The organism is Pseudomonas sp. FP2300, from assembly GCF_030687595.1.
In the GTDB taxonomy this organism is placed as follows: Bacteria; Pseudomonadota; Gammaproteobacteria; order Pseudomonadales; family Pseudomonadaceae; genus Aquipseudomonas; species Aquipseudomonas bijieensis.
In genome coordinates this window covers 842,390-860,607 of sequence record NZ_CP117440.1, presented here as the reverse complement: position 1 = coordinate 860,607, position 18,218 = coordinate 842,390, and the positions used below count along the sequence as shown (strand labels likewise).

Genomic DNA, 18,218 nt, shown 5'->3' with positions numbered 1-18,218 from the left:
AGGGCAAACCGGTGCCTGCGTCCAACTCTCGCGCTCCAAGCCGGTGCGAAATGTTTCTATGGCCGGTGCCCAGACTTCACGTAGAGCGCTCTAGCGAAAGGGCCAAGGTAATTTCCTGACCTTATGGCCAGGAAATTGCTTTATCCACAGGCATTCCTGTCCTTCGGCCCGAGCTTGTCATGTCCAACCCCGACTCCATCGCGCGCCTGCAATTGCGCAGTATCAGCAAACGCTATCCCGGTTGCCTGGCGAACGACGCCATCGACCTGAGTATCCAGCCCGGCGAGATCCACGCCCTGCTTGGGGAAAACGGCGCGGGTAAAAGTACCCTGATGAAGATTATCTACGGCGTCACCGCTGCCGATTCGGGCGAAGTGATCTGGCAAGGCCAGCGCGTCAACCTGCGCAATCCGGCCCAAGCCCGCAGCCTGGGAATCGGCATGGTGTTCCAGCATTTCTCGCTATTCGAAACTCTCACCGTTGCACAGAACATTGCCCTGGCAATGGGCGCGGCGGCCGGTTCGCCGGCGCAGTTGGGACCGCGGATCCGCGACGTTTCCCAACGCTACGGCATGGCGCTGGAACCGCAGCGGCTGGTTCACAGCCTGTCGATTGGCGAGCGCCAGCGGGTGGAGATCATTCGCTGCCTGATGCAGGACATTCGCTTGCTGATTCTCGATGAACCGACCTCGGTGCTCACCCCTCAGGAAGCCGAAGAACTGTTCGTGACCCTGCGTCGCCTGGCGAGCGAGGGCTGCAGTATTTTGTTCATCAGCCACAAGCTCGGGGAGGTGCGAGCGTTGTGCCACAGCGCCACGGTGCTGCGCGGCGGGCGGGTGTCCGGGCATTGCACTCCGGCGCACTGCTCGGATCGGGAGCTGGCGCAGTTGATGGTTGGCCAAGCGGCCGGATTGATCACGGACTACCCGAAAGTCAGCGCAAACAAGGCCTTCCTGCAAATCGACAAGTTGTCCTGGCATAACCCGGACCCGTTCGGCTGCTCGTTGCGGGACATTGACCTTGAGGTACGCAGCGGCGAAATCGTTGGTATCGCCGGGGTCGCGGGCAATGGGCAGGACGAGTGGCTGGCATTGCTCAGCGGAGAAACGCCACTTCCCCGCCAGCAAGGCGAAACGATCCGATTCGACGGGCAACCCGTGGCGCACCTGCGCCCCGACGCCCGGCGCCGGCTCGGGCTGGCATTTGTCCCCGCCGAACGCCTGGGCCATGGCGCCGTGCCGCAATTGAGCCTGGCGGATAACGCCTTGCTCACTGCTTTCCAACAGGGCCTGGTCAGTCACGGGCTGATTCGACGTGGCAAGGTCGAGCACTTGGCCGAGGAGATCATCCGTCGTTTCGGCGTGAAGACACCTGACACTCGAACCCCGGCACGCAGCCTTTCGGGGGGCAACTTGCAGAAATTCATTCTCGGCCGAGAAATCCTGCAACAGCCGAAGCTGCTGGTGGCCGCTCACCCGACCTGGGGCGTGGACGTCGGCGCGGCCGCGACTATCCATCGCGCACTGATTGCCCTGCGCGATGCCGGCGCGGCCATTCTGGTGATTTCCGAAGACCTCGACGAACTGTTCCAAATCAGCGATCGCCTCGGTGCCTTGTGCGGTGGACGCCTGTCCGCCTTGAGGCCCACGCTCGAGACCCGCCTCAGCGACGTCGGCGGCTGGATGGCCGGCCAGTTCGACGCCCCTCAATCCCCCGCCCCCGCGTCGGCGTAACGGAGTCCTACATGCTGCTTTCTCTCGAACCTCGCGGCCAGCAATCGCGCCTGATGCTCTGGTGCTCGCCGCTGCTGGCCGCCGTGTTGACTCTGGCCTGTGGCTCGCTGCTGTTTATCGCCCTGGGGCACGACCCGTTGCAAACCTTGTACACCTTGTTGATCGCGCCGATCAGCGACCTGTACGGCGTGTCCGAGTGGTTGGTCAAGACCCTGCCGATCCTGCTCTGTGCCCTCGGCCTGGCAGTGGCCTATCAGGCGCGAATCTGGAACATCGGCGCTGAAGGCCAACTGCTGTTGGGCGCCCTGGCCGGCAGCGCCTTGGCGGTGAACATCATCGGCATGCAAAGTCGCTGGGCATTGGTGCTGATCCTGCTGACCGGCACCCTGGCCGGTGCGGCTTGGGCCGGACTGACGGCGTGGCTGCGCACGCGCTTCAATGCCAATGAAATTCTCACAAGCATCATGCTCAATTACATTGCGTTGAACCTGCTGCTGTTTTGCGTTCACGGGCCGTTGAAAGACCCGGCAGGGTTCAACTTTCCGGAGTCGGCGATGTTCGGCGAGGCCAGTCGCCTGCCGTTGTTGCTGGAGGATGGCCGGGTACATGCCGGGTTGTATTTCGCCCTGCTGGCGTTGGTGGCGGTGTGGGTATTGCTGCAGAAAAGCTTTGTCGGCTTTCAGATCAAGGTGCTGGGCCTCGACGCCCGCGCCGCCGGTTTCGCTGGTTTTCGCCAGAAGCCGCTGGTATGGCTGGCGCTGTTGATCAGCGGGGCCCTGGCCGGGCTGGCCGGTGTCTGCGAAGTGACCGGGCCGATCGGCCAACTGGTGCCGCAGGTGTCGCCGGGCTACGGCTATGCGGCAATTACCGTGGCATTCCTGGGACGCCTCAACCCCATCGGCATTCTGTTCTCCAGCCTGTTGATGGCGCTGTTGTACATCGGCGGCGAGAGCGCGCAGATGTCGCTGAACCTTCCCCAAGCGATCACCCAACTGTTCCAGGGGATGATGCTGTTTTTCCTGTTGGCCTGCGACGTACTGATCCTGTACCGGCCACGCCTGAACCTGCGCTGGGCCCGGCGCACCCAGACCACCGCCGTACAGGCAGGAGCGCTGTGATGGATATCGACCTGTTGAGCAACATTTTCTACGCCATGGTCCGCTGCGGCACGCCTTTGCTGCTGGTGGCCCTGGGGGAATTGGTCTGCGAGAAAAGTGGCGTCCTCAATCTGGGCCAGGAAGGCATGATGCTGTTCGGCGCGGTGATCGGTTTCATCGTCGCGTTCAACAGCGGCAACCTGTGGCTCGGCGTACTGCTGGCGATGGCCGCCGGGATGCTGTTGTCGGCGCTGTTCGCCATGGTGGCGCTGGTGTTCAACGCCAATCAGGTGGCCACCGGGTTGGCGCTGACGATTTTCGGCGTGGGCCTGTCGAGTTTTGTAGGGGCGGCCTGGGTCGGCAAACCGCTGGCGGGCTTCGAGCCGCTGGCCATTCCCTACCTGAGTGACATCCCATTGATCGGGCGGATGCTGTTTGCCCAGGATCTGCTGGTTTACCTGTCCTTCGCGCTGTTTGCCCTGGTGGCCTGGGTGATCGTGAAAAGTCGCGCCGGGTTGATCATCCAGGCCGTCGGCGAGAATCCCGATGCCGCCAGCGCCATGGGCCTGCCAGTGTTGCGGGTGCGAACCCTGGCGGTGCTGTTCGGCGGCGCCATGGCCGGGTTGGCCGGCGCCTACCTGTCGCTGGCCTACACGCCGATGTGGGCCGAGAACATGAGCGCCGGACGCGGCTGGATCGCCCTGGCGCTGGTGGTGTTCGCCAGTTGGCGAGTGTGGCGCCTGCTGCTGGGCGCCTACCTGTTCGGCCTCGCCAGCATCCTGCACCTGGTGGCCCAGGGGTTGGGGCTGGCGATTCCATCGAGTCTGCTGGCGATGCTGCCGTACGCCGCGACCATCGTGGTGCTGGTGCTGCTGTCGCGGGATGCCGTGCGCACCCGGCTGTATGCGCCGGTGTCGCTGGGGCAGCCTTGGCAGGCAGGGCATTGAGGTAGACCGCGGCGAGCCTATCGCGAGCAGGCTCGCTCCCACACTTGACCAGAGGCTCAGGTTCGACTCAGGTCCCCCTGTGGAAGCGAGCTTGCTCGTGATGAGTCCCGAACAGGCAATACCTGAACCAAACCCCACGCCAACTCGAGAAACAGGAAAACCCACAACACCGCATTGGCCCCATGAAGCAATGCATACAGCATCCAGGTCGAAAACAAAAACCGCCCCGCCGCGTCATAGCGCCCATACAGCGGCTGCGGATCCCGAATCCGCAGCACCGACCACACGCAGACTATCGAGCCCAGCAAATTCACCATCAGCAGATGCGCCGGCGCAAACGGCGGCAATTCTCCAGGCAGGTCAAGCAGCTGAGTCAGGCTCATCAACACACCATGCAACGCCGCAAAGCTCCACGGCGTCGCCAGCACGGCCGACACGATAAGGTCGTACCAGGCGCTGCCGCGCACCACCCGGCGATATTGCATCGAAGTCCACATACACTTTGCTCCAGATAATTGGGGGGAGCGAAGAGGCTAAAGCCTGGGGTATGCTCCAAGGTCAAGTCCTCTGGAGCTCCACAATGCGCATCGGTGAATTAGCCCAGGCCTGCGCCGTCAGTCGAGACACCCTGCGCTTCTACGAACAGCGCGGCCTGATCGCGGCGCAGCGTAGCGCCAACGGCTATCGCCACTACCCCGCCGATATGGTGCAACTGGTGCTCTACATCAAGACGGCCCAGCGCCTGGGCTTTACCCTGAGCGAAATCGGCGCCAGCGTCGCCGCCCTGTGGCAGGCGCAGGACCCTGACTGCGCCGTGACGCAACTGCTGCAAGACAAGCTGAACCTGATCGAAACCCGCATCACCGAACTCGACGCGTTGCGTCACGAGCTGAAACAACGGCTCGGGCAACGTTGTCCATTAAATCCGTGACCTTTTCACTCAAGGATGCCTTCATGAATTCGGCAAGAAACGCATTGATCATCGGCGCCTCCCGGGGCCTGGGCCTCGGCCTGGTGAAGACACTGCTCAGCGACGGCTGGAACGTGACCGCCACCGTGCGCAACCCGCAGAACGCAGAAACGTTGAAGGCACTGGGCCCGGTGCGGATCGAAAAACTCGACATGGACGACCAGCAAGCCGTCATCGCCCTGAGCCAGCAGCTCAAGGGTGAAACCTTCGACCTGCTGTTCGTCAACGCTGGTGTCAAAGGCCCGGACAACCAAAGCCCGGGCGGCGCGACGCTGGCCGAAGTCGGTCAGTTGTTCTTCACCAACGCCGTGGCTCCGATCAACCTGGCCCAGCGCTTCATCGGCCAGATCCGCGACGGCAGCGGCGTGCTGGCGTTCATGAGTTCGGTGCTGGGCAGCGTGACCATGCCCGACGCGCCGGAACTGGCGCTGTACAAGGCCAGCAAGGCGGCGCTCAACTCCATGACCAACAGCTTTGTCAGCCAACTGGGCGAGCAGGCATTGACCGTGCTGTCGCTGCATCCGGGCTGGGTGAAAACCGACATGGGCGGTGAAGGCGCGGATATCGATGTCGAGACCAGCACCCGCGGGTTGATCGATCAAGTCAACGCCTTCGCCGGCAAGGGCGGGCATCACTTCGTCAACTACAGGGGCGAAACGATTCCCTGGTAACCCAGCCTTCCCCTTGTAGGAGCGAGCCTGCTCGCGATTGCGGTCTAACATTCACCATGACGTTGACTGACACACCGCTATCGCGAGCAGGCTCGCTCCCACATTGAGCCTCAGCGAACTCTGGAAATGTGCCAGGCAACCTGAGTAAACTCCGCACCTCGCCCCCCAACGGGCGACCCTGGATCAGCAGACAGGGCATCACTGAGCTGGCTAACCTGAACCCACTTTCAGAGGAGCCGGCCACCATGCCTGCGACCCGTACCTGGTTAAAAAACCCCCTCGCCATTTTCACCGCCAACGACCTCGACGCCCATGGCGGTCTCGTCCTGCAGGACGGTGTGATCGTCGAGCTGCTGAGCGCCGGCCAGCAACCCGCCCAGCCTTGCGACAACATCTTCGACGCGCGCGAACATGTGATCCTGCCGGGGTTGATCAACACCCATCATCACTTCTACCAGACCCTGACGCGTGCCTGGGCACCGGTGGTGAACCAACCGTTGTTCCCTTGGCTGAAGACCCTCTACCCGGTGTGGGCGCGACTGACCCCGGAGAAACTTGCCCTGGCAAGCAAAGTGGCCTTGGCCGAGTTGTTGCTGTCGGGCTGCACCACGGCGGCCGACCACCATTACCTGTTTCCCCAGGGCCTGGAAAACGCCATCGATGTGCAAGTGCAAAGCGTCCGCGAGCTGGGCATGCGCGCGATGCTGACTCGCGGCTCCATGAGCCTGGGCGAGGCCGACGGTGGCTTGCCGCCGCAGCAGACCGTTCAGCAGGGCGAGGTGATTCTCGCCGACAGCCAGCGCTTGATCGCCGAGTACCACGAGCGCGGCGACGGCGCCCGGATCCAGATTGCCCTGGCGCCCTGCTCGCCGTTTTCGGTCACGCCCCAGATCATGAGCGCCAGTGCCGAACTGGCGGAGAAACTCGACGTACGCTTGCACACGCACCTGGCCGAAACCCTTGATGAAGAAGACTTCTGCCTGCAACGTTTTGGCCTGCGCACGGTGGAATATCTGGACAGCGTCGGCTGGCTCGGCCCGCGCACTTGGCTGGCTCATGGCATCCATTTCAACCCGGATGAAATCACCCGTCTCGGTGCCGCAGGCACCGGCATCTGTCATTGCCCGAGCTCCAACATGCGCCTGGCCTCGGGCATTTGCCCGACCCTGGAACTGAGCACTGCCGGGGCTCCCGTGGGCCTGGGCGTTGACGGTTCTGCGTCCAACGATGCCTCGAACATGATCCTCGAAACCCGCCAGGCGCTGTACATCCAGCGCCTGCGCTATGGCGCGCAAGCGATCACCCCGGAGCGCGTATTAGGCTGGGCGACCCGGGGCTCGGCGCAACTGCTCGGGCGCAGCGATATTGGTGAACTGGCGGTGGGCAAGCAGGCAGACCTGGCGCTGTTCAAGCTCGATGAGCTGCGTTTCTCCGGCAGTCACGACCCGATTTCAGCCCTGCTGCTGTGCGGGGCGGACCGGGCGGATCGGGTGATGGTCGGCGGACAATGGCGGGTGATCGACGGGCAGGTCGAGGGCTTGGACTTGAAGGGCTTGATTGCCGATCACAGCCAGGCGGCGCGGGAACTGATCGCCGGCGCCTGACCGGACGCCATCGCGGGCAAGCCTTGCTCCCACAGGCTCGCGGCGAGGCTGCCTGCATAAACACCCACCCTTCACTGTGGGAGCAAGGCTTGCCCGCGATGCTCTTCTAGAGGCCTAACAGCGACAACATGATAAACGTCGCAAACAGCACAAAGTGGGTCATGCCTTCGATGGCGTTGGTTTCGCCATCGTTGAGGTTGATGGCGCTGACGATCAGGGTGATGAAGATCATCACCGTCTGTACCGGGGTCATTGCCATCTGGAACGGTTGGCCGGTATAGAGCGCCATGGCCTCCATCACCGGCACCGTGAGGATCACGGTCGATAGCGAAGCACCCAGCGCGATGTTCACCACCGATTGCATGCGATTCGCCAGGGCGGCGCGCAGGGCGGTGAGGATTTCCGGTGCCGCGGAGATGGCCGCCACCAGAATCGCAGTGACCACCGGCGGCGCACCCGAACCCTCCAAGCCCAGGTCGATGGCCTTGGACATGACTTCGGCCAGCGCGCCGATCACCACCACGCCAAACACCAGCGCACTGATGGAGAATGTCAGGCTGATGGGTTTCGGCTCGTTTTCCACCGGTTCTTTCTTGCGGCGTTTTTCCGGGTAGCTGTAGCTGAAAAAGTAACTGTGGGGCCCGACCTGCATGCGCAGGAACAGGGTGTACAACACGATCATCGCGCCGATGGTAAATGCCGAATACATTTTCCAGCTCTCGCGGGGAATGAACTCCGGCACCACCATCGATACGCCCATGGCGGTGAGGATCATCACGCTGTAGGTGCGCGCCGAATCGTCGTTGTAAGCCTGCTCGCCATGCTTGATCCCGCCCATCAGCGCCGCGAGCCCGAGAATCCCGTTGATGTCGAGCATCACCGCCGAGTAGATCGTGTCCCGCACCAGGGTCGGCGACGCTTCGTTGCTCATCATGATCGCCAGGATCACTACTTCGACCAGCACCGCCGACAAGGTCAGGATCATGGTGCCGTAGGGATCACCGACTTTTTCCGCGAGCAGTTCGGCGTGATGGGCCACGCGCATGGAAGCCGCGACGATAAAACCGATCAGGACCAAACCGCCAAGCAACGCCACGATCTGCCCGCTGCCCAACAGCCAGTGCTCCAGCGGATAGGCAACAAGCGCGGCGATCAGCGCCAGCAACAGCAGTTTTTCTTGCTTGATCAAAGTGAGCATCGCGGGCCTATCACCGTGGGCGGGGTCATGAGCTACTGACTATGGGGGGACGCGAACGTTTCGTTCGGTGTGATGCACCAGGGGGTGGCAAGCGGAAAGCAGGCGCACCTTAATCGTTCTCAGCGGCCTCGTCGCGGGCAAGCCTTGCTCCCACAAGTGCAAGGCCAAACCCACTCAGTATCTGTGGGAGCAAGGCTTGCCCGCGATGGCGGCATCAGGACATCGAGCATTTGTTGTCCTATTGGTCAGCATTTTGCATTGAAGCCGTACAGCCAACCTCACAACAACACGGAGTTCGAGTTCATGCACAAACGCCCCTTGAAGAAGTTGCTTTGCGCCGTCGTCGCAGCCGTCGGCCTGGGTGCCGGCCTGAATGCCAGTGCCGCCGATCCACTGAAGGTCGGCTTCGTCTACATCGGCCCGATCGGCGACCACGGCTGGACCTATCAGCATGAACAAGGGCGCAAGGAGCTGGCGGCGAAGTTCGGCGAGCAGATCACCACCAACTACGTGGAAAACGTACCGGAAGGCGCCGACGCCGAGCGGGTGATCCGCAACATGGCCAAGGACAACTACGACCTGATCTTCACCACCTCCTTCGGCTACATGAACCCGACGCTGAAGGTCGCCAAGCAATTTCCCAAGGTGATCTTCGAACACGCCACCGGCTACAAGCAGGACAAGAACCTGGGCACCTACCTGGCTCGCACCTACGAGGGCCGCTACGTCGGCGGCTTCCTCGCGGCCAAGATGACCAAGACCAAGAAGATCGGCTACGTTGCCTCCTTTCCGATCCCGGAAGTCATCCGCGACATCAACGCCATCCAACTGGCCCTGAACAAATACAACCCCGGCAGCGAGATCAAAGTGGTGTGGGTCAATTCCTGGTTCGACCCGGGCAAGGAAGCCGATGCCGCCAACGCGCTGATCGACCAGGGCGTGGACGTGGTGTTCCAGCACACCGACAGCCCGGCACCAATCCAGGCCGCCGAGCGTCGCGGCGTCTATGCGGTGGGTTACGCTTCGGACATGGCTCACTTCGGTCCCAAGGCGGTGCTGACCTCCATCGTCAATGACTGGGGCCCGCATTACATCCAGGCGACCCAGAGCGTGATCGACCACAGTTGGAAATCCCAGGACTACTGGGGCGGCCTGAAGGAAGGCACCGTAAAACTGCCGATCAGCGACCTGGTGCCGGCGGCGGTCAAGGGCGAGGCCGAGCAGATCATCGCCGACATCGAGAGCGGCGTGTTCCACCCGTTCACCGGTCCGATCAAGGATCAGGCCGGCGTCGAGAAAATCCCGGCGGGCGTGAGCGCCACCAATGCGGAACTGGCGTCGATGAACTATTACGTCGAAGGCATGAAGGCTGAGATTCCGAAGTAATCCCGGCCTCAACACATGATCCAATGTGGGAGCGAGCCTGCTCGCGATAGCGGACCGACATTCAACAGGCATGTCGACTGACAGATCGCTATCGCGAGCAGGCTCGCTCCCACAGGGATCTTCATTCTTAAGTCAGGAAAGCCGCATGAACAGCCTGCCCATCATCGACATCAGCCCTCTCTACGGCGATGAGCCCAGCGCCTGGCAAACCGTCGCCGAGCAGATCGACAGCGCCTGCCGCCAGTGGGGCTTTTTCTACATCAAGGGTCATCCGATCAGCCCGGCGCGCATCGCCGAGGTACTGGACAACGCCCAACGCTTCTTCGCCCTGCCCGTGGAAGAAAAACTCAAGATCGACATCACCCAGACCCGCCATCATCGTGGCTACGGCGCCGTCGCCACCGAACAACTGGACCCGACCAAGCCCAGCGACCTGAAGGAAACCTTCGACATGGGCCTGCACCTGCCGGCCGATCACCCTGATGTGCTGGCGGAAAAACCTCTGCGTGGTCCCAACCGCCACCCGGACCTGATGGGCTGGGAAAACTTGATGGAGGAGCACTACCGCGACATGCAGGCACTCGCTCAAACCCTGCTAAGGGCCATGACTTTGGCCCTTGGCATCGAGCGGGACTTCTTCGACACACGCTTCAACGCACCAGTGAGCGTACTGCGCCTGATCCACTACCCACCACGCCAGACCGCCAGTAGCGCCGAGCAGCAAGGTGCCGGCGCCCATACCGACTACGGTTGCATCACCCTGCTCTACCAGGACGCCGCCGGCGGCCTGCAAGTGCGCAACGTCAACGGCCAGTGGATCGACGCGCCCCCCATCGACGGCACCTTCGTGGTCAACCTCGGCGACATGATGGCGCGCTGGAGCAACGACCGCTACCTGTCCACGCCGCATCGGGTGATCAGCCCGCTGGGGGTAGACCGGTATTCGATGCCGTTCTTTGCCGAACCACACCCCGACACACTGATCCAGTGCCTGCCCGGTTGCCAGGATGACGCCCATCCGCCGAAGTACCCGACCACCACCTGCGCACAATTCCTGTTGTCACGCTTCGCCGACACCTATGCTTATCGGCGGGAGCAACAGGCGGTGTAGTGGATCAGCCGGTCAGGTTTTACCAGACATTGCGGCCAGCCCCTGTAGAATGCCCGCCATCGATTCGCTGATGAGAAAAGACCATGTACGACTGGCTGAACGCCCTGCCCAAGGCTGAACTGCACCTGCACCTGGAGGGTTCGCTGGAGCCCGAGCTGCTGTTCGCCCTGGCCGAACGCAACAAGATCGCCCTGCCGTGGAGCGACGTCGACACCCTGCGCAAGGCCTATGCCTTCAACAATCTGCAGGAATTTCTCGACCTCTATTATCAAGGCGCCGATGTGCTGCGCACGTCCCAGGACTTCTACGACCTGACCTGGGCCTACCTGCTGCGTTGCAAGGCGCAGAACGTGATCCACACCGAACCGTTCTTCGACCCACAAACCCACACCGACCGTGGCATCCCGTTCGAAGTGGTACTCAACGGCATCGCCGCCGCCCTCAAGGACGGTGAGCAGCAACTGGGTATCACCAGCGGTTTGATCCTGAGCTTCTTGCGTCACTTGAGCGAAGAACAAGCCGAGAAAACCCTCGACCAGGCGCTGCCGTTCCGCGATGCCTTCGTGGCTGTGGGCCTGGACAGTTCGGAAATGGGTCACCCACCGAGCAAGTTCCAGCGCGTATTCGACCGGGCGCGCAACGAAGGCTTCCTGACCGTCGCCCACGCCGGTGAAGAAGGTCCGCCCGAATACATCTGGGAAGCCCTCGACCTGCTGAAAATCCAGCGCATCGACCACGGCGTGCGGGCCATCGAAGATGAGCGACTGATGCAGCGGATCATCGACGAGCAGATTCCGCTGACCGTCTGCCCGTTGTCCAACACCAAGCTGTGCGTGTTCGACGACATGTCGCAGCACAACATCCTCGACATGCTTGAGCGCGGTGTGAAGGTGACAGTGAACTCTGATGACCCTGCGTACTTCGGCGGCTACGTTACCGAGAACTTCCACGCGCTATACACCCACCTGGGCATGACCCAGGACCAGGCCAAGCGCTTGGCGCAGAACAGCCTGGATGCGCGGCTAGTAAAACCCTAAGACTCGTGATGAACCCTTGTGGGAGCGAGCCTGCTCGCGATAGCGGTATGACACTCAACATTGATGTCGACTGACTCATCGCCATCGCGAGCAGGCTCGCTCCCACAAGGGGTTGGTGTTTAACCGGCCACCGTGCCCTCACTCAACTCCTCCAACGTCCTGCCCCGCGTCTCCATCCCGAACAACCAGACCACCCCCGCCGCCACGGCGAAGCACAGCGCGCCGAGGGCGAACACACCGCCCTGCCCAGTGATGGGGAATACCAACCCGGTCACCAGCGGACCGAGCAAAGAGCCGATGCGACCGACCGCCGAAGCAAACCCCGATCCCGTGGCTCGGGCCGAAGTCGGGTACAGCTCCGGCGTGTAGGTGTAGAGCACCGCCCACATGCCGAACAGGAAAAACTGCATCAGCAGCCCGGTGCCGATCAGCAGGCCGACGTTGCCGCCAAACACCGCGCTCTGCCCATACAGAAACGCCATCGCCCCGCCGCCCAGCAACGTGATAATGCACACCGGCTTGCGCCCCCAGCGCTCCACCAGCCAGGCCGCCATCAGGAAACCAGGAATCCCGCCCAGGGAAATCAACACGGTGTAGTACACCGACTGGGTCACGGCGAACCCCGACTGCTGCAGCAGCGCACTGAGCCAGGACGTCAGGCCATAGAAACCGAGCAAGGCAAAGAACCAGACGCTCCAGATCATCATCGTGCGCTGGCGATACAGCGGCGACCAGATCTGCGCCAGGGCCGAAAAGAAATTGCCCGGCGTGCTCTCGACCCTCGGCAAACGGATTGGCTCCGGCAGGTTCTGCTGCCCCAGCGAGGCTCGGACCTTGTCTTCGATTCGCTTGAGCACCGTGTCCGCTTCGTCACCTCGACCGGCCTGTTCGAGCCAGCGCGGCGACTCGGGAATGAAGAAGCGAATCGCCAGGACAAACACCGCCGGCACCGCCAGCACCAGGAAGATGTCGCGCCAGCCGATCACCGGCAGCAGGAAATACGACAGCACCCCCGCCGCCACGAAACCCAGCGGCCAGAAACCATCCATCAAGGCGATGTAGCGGCCACGACGCTTGGCCGGGATCAGCTCCGAGAGCATCGACTGGGCAATCGGAAACTCCATGCCCATGCCGATCCCCAGCAGGATGCGAAACAGCGTCAAGGTCTCGATGTCCTGGGCCGTGGAGCACAGGTAGCTGGCAATGCCCCACAACACGATGCTCCACTGGAACACCGGTTTACGCCCGAAACGATCGGCGAGCATGCCCGACAGTGACGCCCCCACCACCATGCCGAAGAAGCTGGAACTGGCGAGCAAACCGGCCTGGGCGCTGCTCAGGCCGAACTCGGCTTTGATCGATCCCAACAGGAACGTCATCATCGCCAGGTCCATGGAGTCGAAGAAAAACGCCAAGGCGATGATAATGAAGATGACCCGGTGATAACCGCTGATGGGTAACCGTTCCAGGCGTTCCGCCGCGCTGTAGCCGTGAGTGTCCATGCCGCCTCCCCAATCCGATAATTCCCCGGACTGAGTGTGCGCGAACCTTGCAGGTGGCTATTGCTGATTACGACCTGTCGACAGCCCTGAGCGACGCATCGGGAACGTTCCCTAGATCGCCATCTCCACGGTGTCCTGCCGGGCGAACCGGTGGATTTCCTGCTGGCCGAGCGTCGTCACCTGCAGCGCTCGCGAATCGTTGGGCAAGCTCAGCCATCCCGACTGCATGAACAGTTGCAGCAAGGCCGCCCCCAGCGCGCCCCCCAGGTGCGGACGACGCTCGCTCCAGTCCGGGCAGGCGCAGGCGACACGGGCGTTGCGATGGGCCAGGGCCTGGATGAACAGGCCACGCTCGGCCAGTTGATTGGCGCCCTTGTGGGTGACGATCACCCGTTGTTCGAACTGCTCGATCCACCCGGCGTCCAGCAGACGTTGGTAGAGCTCGGCCGCCAGGGTTCCTCCCAGGTGGTCGTCGCAAAGCCTGGCCCGCATCAACGAAGCGGGGGCCGATGGGGCCTTGGTCGGCATGACCCTGCGCCTGAACACGTCCGGAATCTGCCGTGGCGTACTGACCAGCGTCGCGCTGGCCAGCGCTTCGACGGCAGCGCCGATTTCAGGCGCTGCCAGACGGAAAAACCGCTTGCGGCCCCGGGCTTCGATTTTCAACAGGCCACCGGCGGAAAGGCGTCCCAGATGTGCGTTGGCCGAGGACGGCGACAACCCGGCGAGCAACGCCAACTCGTCGGCCTGTCGGGCCGTGCCGTCCATCAAGGCCCACATCATTGCGCTGCGCTTGGGGTCAGCCAGCAACGTGGCGATCTGGCTGATGCAAGGTGCATGTTCCATGTATTCACTCCCTGTTGAATCATTCGTCTACTGCTCTGGCGCAGCCGGTCGCTAGTATAAGCGCGGCGATCGAGCTTTCCTGTCCTCCGGAAACCTTTGGAGGCGATTGTTCATGAGGGAAAAGTCTCTATTTGCCGGCGACTAATGGCCGGCCCCTGTCGAGAATGGAAATCGGGCCGTCAACTGGCCGCAGCGGGCCTGGAGCATGTCCCGCAAAAGGTTGATGGGCTTGCTCAATTGCGCCCGATGGGCGCACAGCAGATTGAGGGGCGCGCGTTCGCATTGCAGGTGCGGCAAGAGGATTTTCAAGCGCCCGGCCAGCACGTCGGTGGACACATCCAGCCACGATTTGTAGGCAATCCCGGCACCCGCCACCGCCCAGCGTCGCACCACATCGGCGTCGTCACTGAAGCGGTCGCCACTGACGGTGAGGCTCACCTCCCGTTTGCCATCATGAAAGCCCCATCGGTCATGGACCCGGCTGCCCAGCATGTACAACAGGCAGTTGTGCTGGGCCAGTTGCTCCAGTTGATGGGGTTCACCCCGACGAGCCAGATAGTCTGGCGATGCGCACAACACCCGGCGGTTATCAGCGGCAATGGGCAGGGCGACCAGGCTCGAATCTTCCGGTTCGCCATAACGCAAGGCAATGTCCACCGGCTGCTTGAACAGATCGGCAATGCGATCGCCCAGCAACAGCCGCACCGTCAGCCCGGGATGCTCGCGCTGGAACGCATCCAGCCAGGGCAGCAGCAGGTTGCGTCCCAGGTCCGACGGTGCGGACAACTGCAACACCCCGCTGACCTGGTCCTGGCCGCTGGTCAATAACCGCCGGCCTTCATCGAGACTGCTCAACGCGGCACGGGCATATTCGAGAAAGCCCTCCCCTTCGGCCGTCAGGCGCAGGCTACGGGTGGAACGGGCCAACAGCCGCGCGCCGAGGTGCTGCTCGATGCGTTTCAACGCGGCACTGGCCACCGCCGCCGACAGGTCCATGACCCTGGCCGCAGCCGAGAGGCTGCCCAGGTCTGCCGCCCGGACAAACAATTGCAAGTCATCGAAGCGAAGCATGACGGCCCCATTATCAAAAAATTATTGAAAGAGCCTGTTCTTTTAGCCGGTTTTATCTCGGTGATAAATAGCTAAACATGGCCTCCATCGAACTCACCTAACGGAGCCGCTTCATGAAAGCCATTGCCTACTACCACTCGTTGCCCATTACCGATCCACAATCGCTCCAGGACGTCGAGCTGCCGGAACCGGTCGCCGGCCCCAGGGACCTGCTGGTAGAGGTCAAGGCCATCTCGGTCAACCCGGTGGACACCAAGGTCCGTCAGAACGTCCAGCCCGAAGGCGGCGTAGCCAAGGTGCTGGGCTGGGACGTGGCCGGCGTGGTCAAGGCGGTGGGCAGCGAGGTCACGCTGTTCAAGGCCGGGGACAAGGTGTTCTACGCCGGCTCCATCGCTCGCGCCGGCGGTAACAGCGAGTTGCACGTGGTGGATGAGCGCATCGTCGGCCACATGCCCAAGACCCTTGGTTTCGCCGAAGCAGCGGCGCTGCCGCTGACGGCGATCACCGCCTGGGAATTGTTGTTCGAGCGCTTGCAAATCCAGGAAGGCCAGGGCGACCAGGGCCAGAGCCTGTTGATCGTCGGCGCGGCGGGAGGCGTGGGTTCGATCCTGACGCAACTGGCCAGCCAACTCACCGGGCTGAAGGTGATTGGTACCGCGTCCCGCGCGCAGACCCAGGATTGGGTGCGCAGCCTGGGTGCGGACTTGGTGATCGACCATAGCCAGCCACTGAGCAAGGTATTGAAAGAATCGGGTCAGCCCCAGGTGACTCACGTCGCCAGCCTGACCCAGACCGACCAGCATCTGGATGAACTCGTCGAAGCCCTTGCGCCCCAAGGCAAACTGGCGCTGATCGACGATCCCAAGGCACTGGACGTGACCAAGCTCAAGCGCAAGAGCCTGTCGTTGCATTGGGAATTCATGTACACCCGCTCACTGTTCGAGACAGCCGACATGCTTGAACAGCACAAGCTGCTCAACCGCGTGGCCGCCCTGATCGATGCCGGCACGCTGAAGACCACCGTCGGCGAGCATTTCGGCGCCATCAACGCCGAGAACCTGCGCCGGGCCCATGCCTTGCTCGAAAGCGGGAAGTCCAAGGGCAAGATTGTGCTCGAAGGCTTCTGACCAGGGCTGAGAGCCAGGCTCTTGTGGGGGCAAAGCTTGCTGCGATAGAGGTAGCGCGGTTCTCTATAGGACCGCGTCATCGTTTATCGCGAGCAAGCTTTGCTCCTACAAGAAAAATCCCGTGCCGTCAGTCTGAGAATTGACTCTTGTCACAATTGCGATCGCATTCGGGTCTACACTCGAGGCCTTTGCAACGTAATCTTTTCGTGAGGAGGTCAGCAATGAAGATCCTGATAAAAGAAGTGGCAAAATCCCAATGGCAAGTGCGTCTTGACCAGCACGTCGTCACCTTCCGTACCGAGGCCGAAGCCCAGGCTTTCGCCACGACCTTGCAAGCGCGGATCCACGCGCCCCATCACTTCCCCGAACAACAACAGCAACGCGCGGCCGGCTGAATCAGCCCTCGCGACTGGCCTGGGCCAGTGCCCGGGCATTTTGCAGGCGACGGGTCAGCATCGCTGCACCCACCACCAACAGCCCGCAAAGGCTGATGACCAGCGCCATCGGCACGGCGGTGCCGTCATGCAGCGCCGCCACCAACGCGGCGGCCCCGGCGGCCACGGAAAACTGCAGGCATCCCAGCATCGCCGAAGCGCTACCGGCGCGGGCGCCCTGCCCGCTCATGGCGCAAGCCGACGCGTTGGGAAGGATGCAACCCAGGCTGGCGATGCAGATGAACAGCGGGACCAGCAGCGGCCACAACTGCACAGGCTGCAATGAACTGACCGCCAACAGGCTCAGGCCGGCGCCCAGGTAGACCCATACCGCGCGGGTCAGCAGGAACGCCGGGCCGCGCTTGGACAGCAGCCGGGCGTTGACCTGGGCAACCAGGATGAAGCCCGCCGCGTTGGTGCCGAACAGCCAACCGAAATGCTCGGCCGGGACACCGTAGAGCTTGATGAAGACGAAAGGCGAACCGGCGATGTAGGCAAACATCCCAGCGATGGCGATGCCCCCCGTCAGCGCATGGCCAAGGTAGACGGCGTCGGTCAATAACCGGCCATATTGGCGCAACGCCCCCGACAAGGGTTGCCGAGGCACATAGTCCGGCAAGCTTTCCGGCAGCCACAAGGCCACTGCCGTCGACGCCAATGCGCTGAACACGGTCAGGGCAATGAAGATCGACTGCCAGCCATGCAGGTTTACCAGCAACCCGCCCAGCATCGGCGCGAGAATCGGCGCCAGGCCCATCACCAGCATCAACTGCGAAAACACCTTGGCCGAACCCACCGCGTCGCATTTATCGCTGACCACCGCCCGGGAAATCACCATCCCGGCGCATCCGCCCAGGGCCTGGATGAAGCGGGCGCCGATCAGCCATTCCAGGCTCGGCGCATAAGCGCAGGCCAGTGAGGCCAGGGTGAACAAGCCGACGCCCGTCAGCAACGGAATGCGCCGCCCGAATCGATCCGCCACCGGCCCGTAGGCCAGTTGCCCGATGGATAAGCCGAGGAAATAAGCCGCCAGGGTCAGTTGGATGTGCTTTTCGTCAGTACCGAAGGCCGAGGCCATCGCCGGAAAGGCCGGCAGGTAGAAGTCGATCGCCAAGGGACCGAAAGCGCTCAAGGCGCCAAGAATCAGAATGGTACGGAGGTTCATCGGGCGTCCAGCTCAGGCGTCGTTCGACAGCCCGACAGTCTAGCCGGGCCGGGCGCTCTTGAACATTCCGATAGGTCGCTAACGATTAAAAAATTTCAAGAGACACTGACCTCATAGCCCTCCTCCTTGATGGCCGCGATCACGGCATCGGCCGGCAACGAACTCTGGACCTGGACGGTCCTGGTGCCCAGGTCGACGTGCACGTCGGCCGCCGGATCCTTGGCCTGGACCGCCTGGGTGATGGCCTTGACGCAATGACCGCAAGACATGCCCTGGACATTGAAAGTTTGCATGAGATGACTCCTTTGGTTGAGGTTGC

Annotated in this window: 18 protein-coding genes; 11 read left to right on the top strand and 7 right to left on the bottom strand. The window is 62.4% G+C overall.

Annotation, left to right across the window (positions count from 1 at the left end; all coding sequences use genetic code 11):
* Positions 1 to 179 precede the first annotated feature (179 nt).
* From PSH86_RS03670 to PSH86_RS03660, 3 genes are read left to right on the top strand one after another with little or no spacing between them, the layout of a single operon-like run.
* A complete protein-coding gene (locus tag PSH86_RS03670) occupies positions 180 to 1,733 on the top strand; it encodes an ABC transporter ATP-binding protein (protein ID WP_109752329.1) in 1,554 nt (517 codons plus the stop codon).
* Positions 1,734 to 1,744: 11 nt separating this feature from the next.
* A complete protein-coding gene (locus PSH86_RS03665; protein WP_109752327.1) occupies positions 1,745 to 2,851 on the top strand; it encodes an ABC transporter permease in 1,107 nt (368 codons plus the stop codon).
* Entirely contained in the window at positions 2,851 to 3,777 is a 927-nt protein-coding gene (locus tag PSH86_RS03660) for an ABC transporter permease (protein ID WP_109752325.1), read from the top strand. The genes PSH86_RS03665 and PSH86_RS03660 overlap by 1 nt, the downstream gene beginning before the upstream one ends.
* 56 nt (positions 3,778 to 3,833) lie before the next feature.
* Here the strand turns inward: PSH86_RS03660 and PSH86_RS03655 are convergent, their stop codons facing one another.
* Complete coding sequence (locus tag PSH86_RS03655) at positions 3,834 to 4,274, bottom strand: hypothetical protein (RefSeq protein WP_109752324.1); 441 nt, start codon at positions 4,272 to 4,274, stop codon at positions 3,834 to 3,836.
* A gap of 83 nt (positions 4,275 to 4,357) precedes the next feature.
* Here PSH86_RS03655 and PSH86_RS03650 point away from each other — a divergent pair, with 83 nt between their 5' ends.
* The 3 genes from PSH86_RS03650 (at position 4,358) to PSH86_RS03640 (ending at position 7,022) form a co-directional block, all read left to right on the top strand.
* Complete coding sequence (locus PSH86_RS03650; RefSeq protein WP_109752322.1) at positions 4,358 to 4,708, top strand: MerR family transcriptional regulator; 351 nt, start codon at positions 4,358 to 4,360, stop codon at positions 4,706 to 4,708.
* A gap of 23 nt (positions 4,709 to 4,731) precedes the next feature.
* Entirely contained in the window at positions 4,732 to 5,418 is a 687-nt protein-coding gene (locus tag PSH86_RS03645; RefSeq protein WP_109752320.1) for an SDR family oxidoreductase, read from the top strand.
* A 245-nt stretch (positions 5,419 to 5,663) separates the two neighbouring features.
* On the top strand, positions 5,664 to 7,022 hold the full coding sequence (locus PSH86_RS03640; RefSeq protein ID WP_305487912.1) for an 8-oxoguanine deaminase: 1,359 nt from the start codon (positions 5,664 to 5,666) through the stop codon (positions 7,020 to 7,022).
* A gap of 106 nt (positions 7,023 to 7,128) precedes the next feature.
* Here PSH86_RS03640 and PSH86_RS03635 read toward each other — a convergent pair whose 3' ends face one another.
* Complete coding sequence (locus PSH86_RS03635; protein ID WP_109752316.1) at positions 7,129 to 8,220, bottom strand: calcium:proton antiporter; 1,092 nt, start codon at positions 8,218 to 8,220, stop codon at positions 7,129 to 7,131.
* A 303-nt stretch (positions 8,221 to 8,523) separates the two neighbouring features.
* On the opposite strand from PSH86_RS03635, the gene PSH86_RS03630 reads away from it, so the two are divergent.
* The 3 genes from PSH86_RS03630 to PSH86_RS03620 all read left to right on the top strand — a co-directional run bounded on the left by PSH86_RS03630 (position 8,524) and on the right by PSH86_RS03620 (position 11,754).
* Positions 8,524 to 9,606: a BMP family ABC transporter substrate-binding protein gene (locus PSH86_RS03630; RefSeq protein WP_305487909.1), complete on the top strand. Its 1,083-nt coding sequence runs from the start codon at positions 8,524 to 8,526 to the stop codon at positions 9,604 to 9,606.
* A 145-nt stretch (positions 9,607 to 9,751) separates the two neighbouring features.
* Positions 9,752 to 10,717, top strand: coding sequence for a 2-oxoglutarate and iron-dependent oxygenase domain-containing protein (locus PSH86_RS03625; RefSeq protein ID WP_163855464.1), 966 nt, complete (start codon positions 9,752 to 9,754; stop codon positions 10,715 to 10,717).
* Between the two features lie 83 nt (positions 10,718 to 10,800).
* Positions 10,801 to 11,754 carry an adenosine deaminase gene (locus PSH86_RS03620; protein WP_163855466.1) on the top strand — a complete coding sequence of 318 codons (954 nt, stop codon included), beginning with the start codon at positions 10,801 to 10,803 and terminating at the stop codon, positions 11,752 to 11,754.
* A 119-nt stretch (positions 11,755 to 11,873) separates the two neighbouring features.
* Here PSH86_RS03620 and PSH86_RS03615 read toward each other — a convergent pair whose 3' ends face one another.
* From PSH86_RS03615 to PSH86_RS03605, 3 genes are all read right to left on the bottom strand, one after another.
* On the bottom strand, positions 11,874 to 13,256 hold the full coding sequence (locus PSH86_RS03615) for an MFS transporter (protein ID WP_116834095.1): 1,383 nt from the start codon (positions 13,254 to 13,256) through the stop codon (positions 11,874 to 11,876).
* 111 nt (positions 13,257 to 13,367) lie between these two features.
* Complete coding sequence (locus PSH86_RS03610) at positions 13,368 to 14,102, bottom strand: helix-turn-helix transcriptional regulator (RefSeq protein ID WP_109752305.1); 735 nt, start codon at positions 14,100 to 14,102, stop codon at positions 13,368 to 13,370.
* A gap of 141 nt (positions 14,103 to 14,243) precedes the next feature.
* On the bottom strand, positions 14,244 to 15,173 hold the full coding sequence (locus PSH86_RS03605) for a LysR family transcriptional regulator (RefSeq protein ID WP_109752303.1): 930 nt from the start codon (positions 15,171 to 15,173) through the stop codon (positions 14,244 to 14,246).
* Between the two features lie 113 nt (positions 15,174 to 15,286).
* Here PSH86_RS03605 and PSH86_RS03600 point away from each other — a divergent pair, with 113 nt between their 5' ends.
* Both PSH86_RS03600 and PSH86_RS03595 read left to right on the top strand, forming a co-directional pair.
* Positions 15,287 to 16,300, top strand: coding sequence for a zinc-binding alcohol dehydrogenase family protein (locus PSH86_RS03600; protein ID WP_305487902.1), 1,014 nt, complete (start codon positions 15,287 to 15,289; stop codon positions 16,298 to 16,300).
* A gap of 221 nt (positions 16,301 to 16,521) precedes the next feature.
* Positions 16,522 to 16,695 carry a hypothetical protein gene (locus PSH86_RS03595; protein WP_162893890.1) on the top strand — a complete coding sequence of 58 codons (174 nt, stop codon included), beginning with the start codon at positions 16,522 to 16,524 and terminating at the stop codon, positions 16,693 to 16,695.
* Position 16,696: 1 nt separating this feature from the next.
* Here PSH86_RS03595 and PSH86_RS03590 read toward each other — a convergent pair whose 3' ends face one another.
* Complete coding sequence (locus PSH86_RS03590) at positions 16,697 to 17,899, bottom strand: multidrug effflux MFS transporter (RefSeq protein ID WP_109752300.1); 1,203 nt, start codon at positions 17,897 to 17,899, stop codon at positions 16,697 to 16,699.
* A gap of 95 nt (positions 17,900 to 17,994) precedes the next feature.
* Positions 17,995 to 18,192 carry a heavy-metal-associated domain-containing protein gene (locus PSH86_RS03585; RefSeq protein ID WP_109752298.1) on the bottom strand — a complete coding sequence of 66 codons (198 nt, stop codon included), beginning with the start codon at positions 18,190 to 18,192 and terminating at the stop codon, positions 17,995 to 17,997.
* Positions 18,193 to 18,218 lie beyond the last annotated feature (26 nt).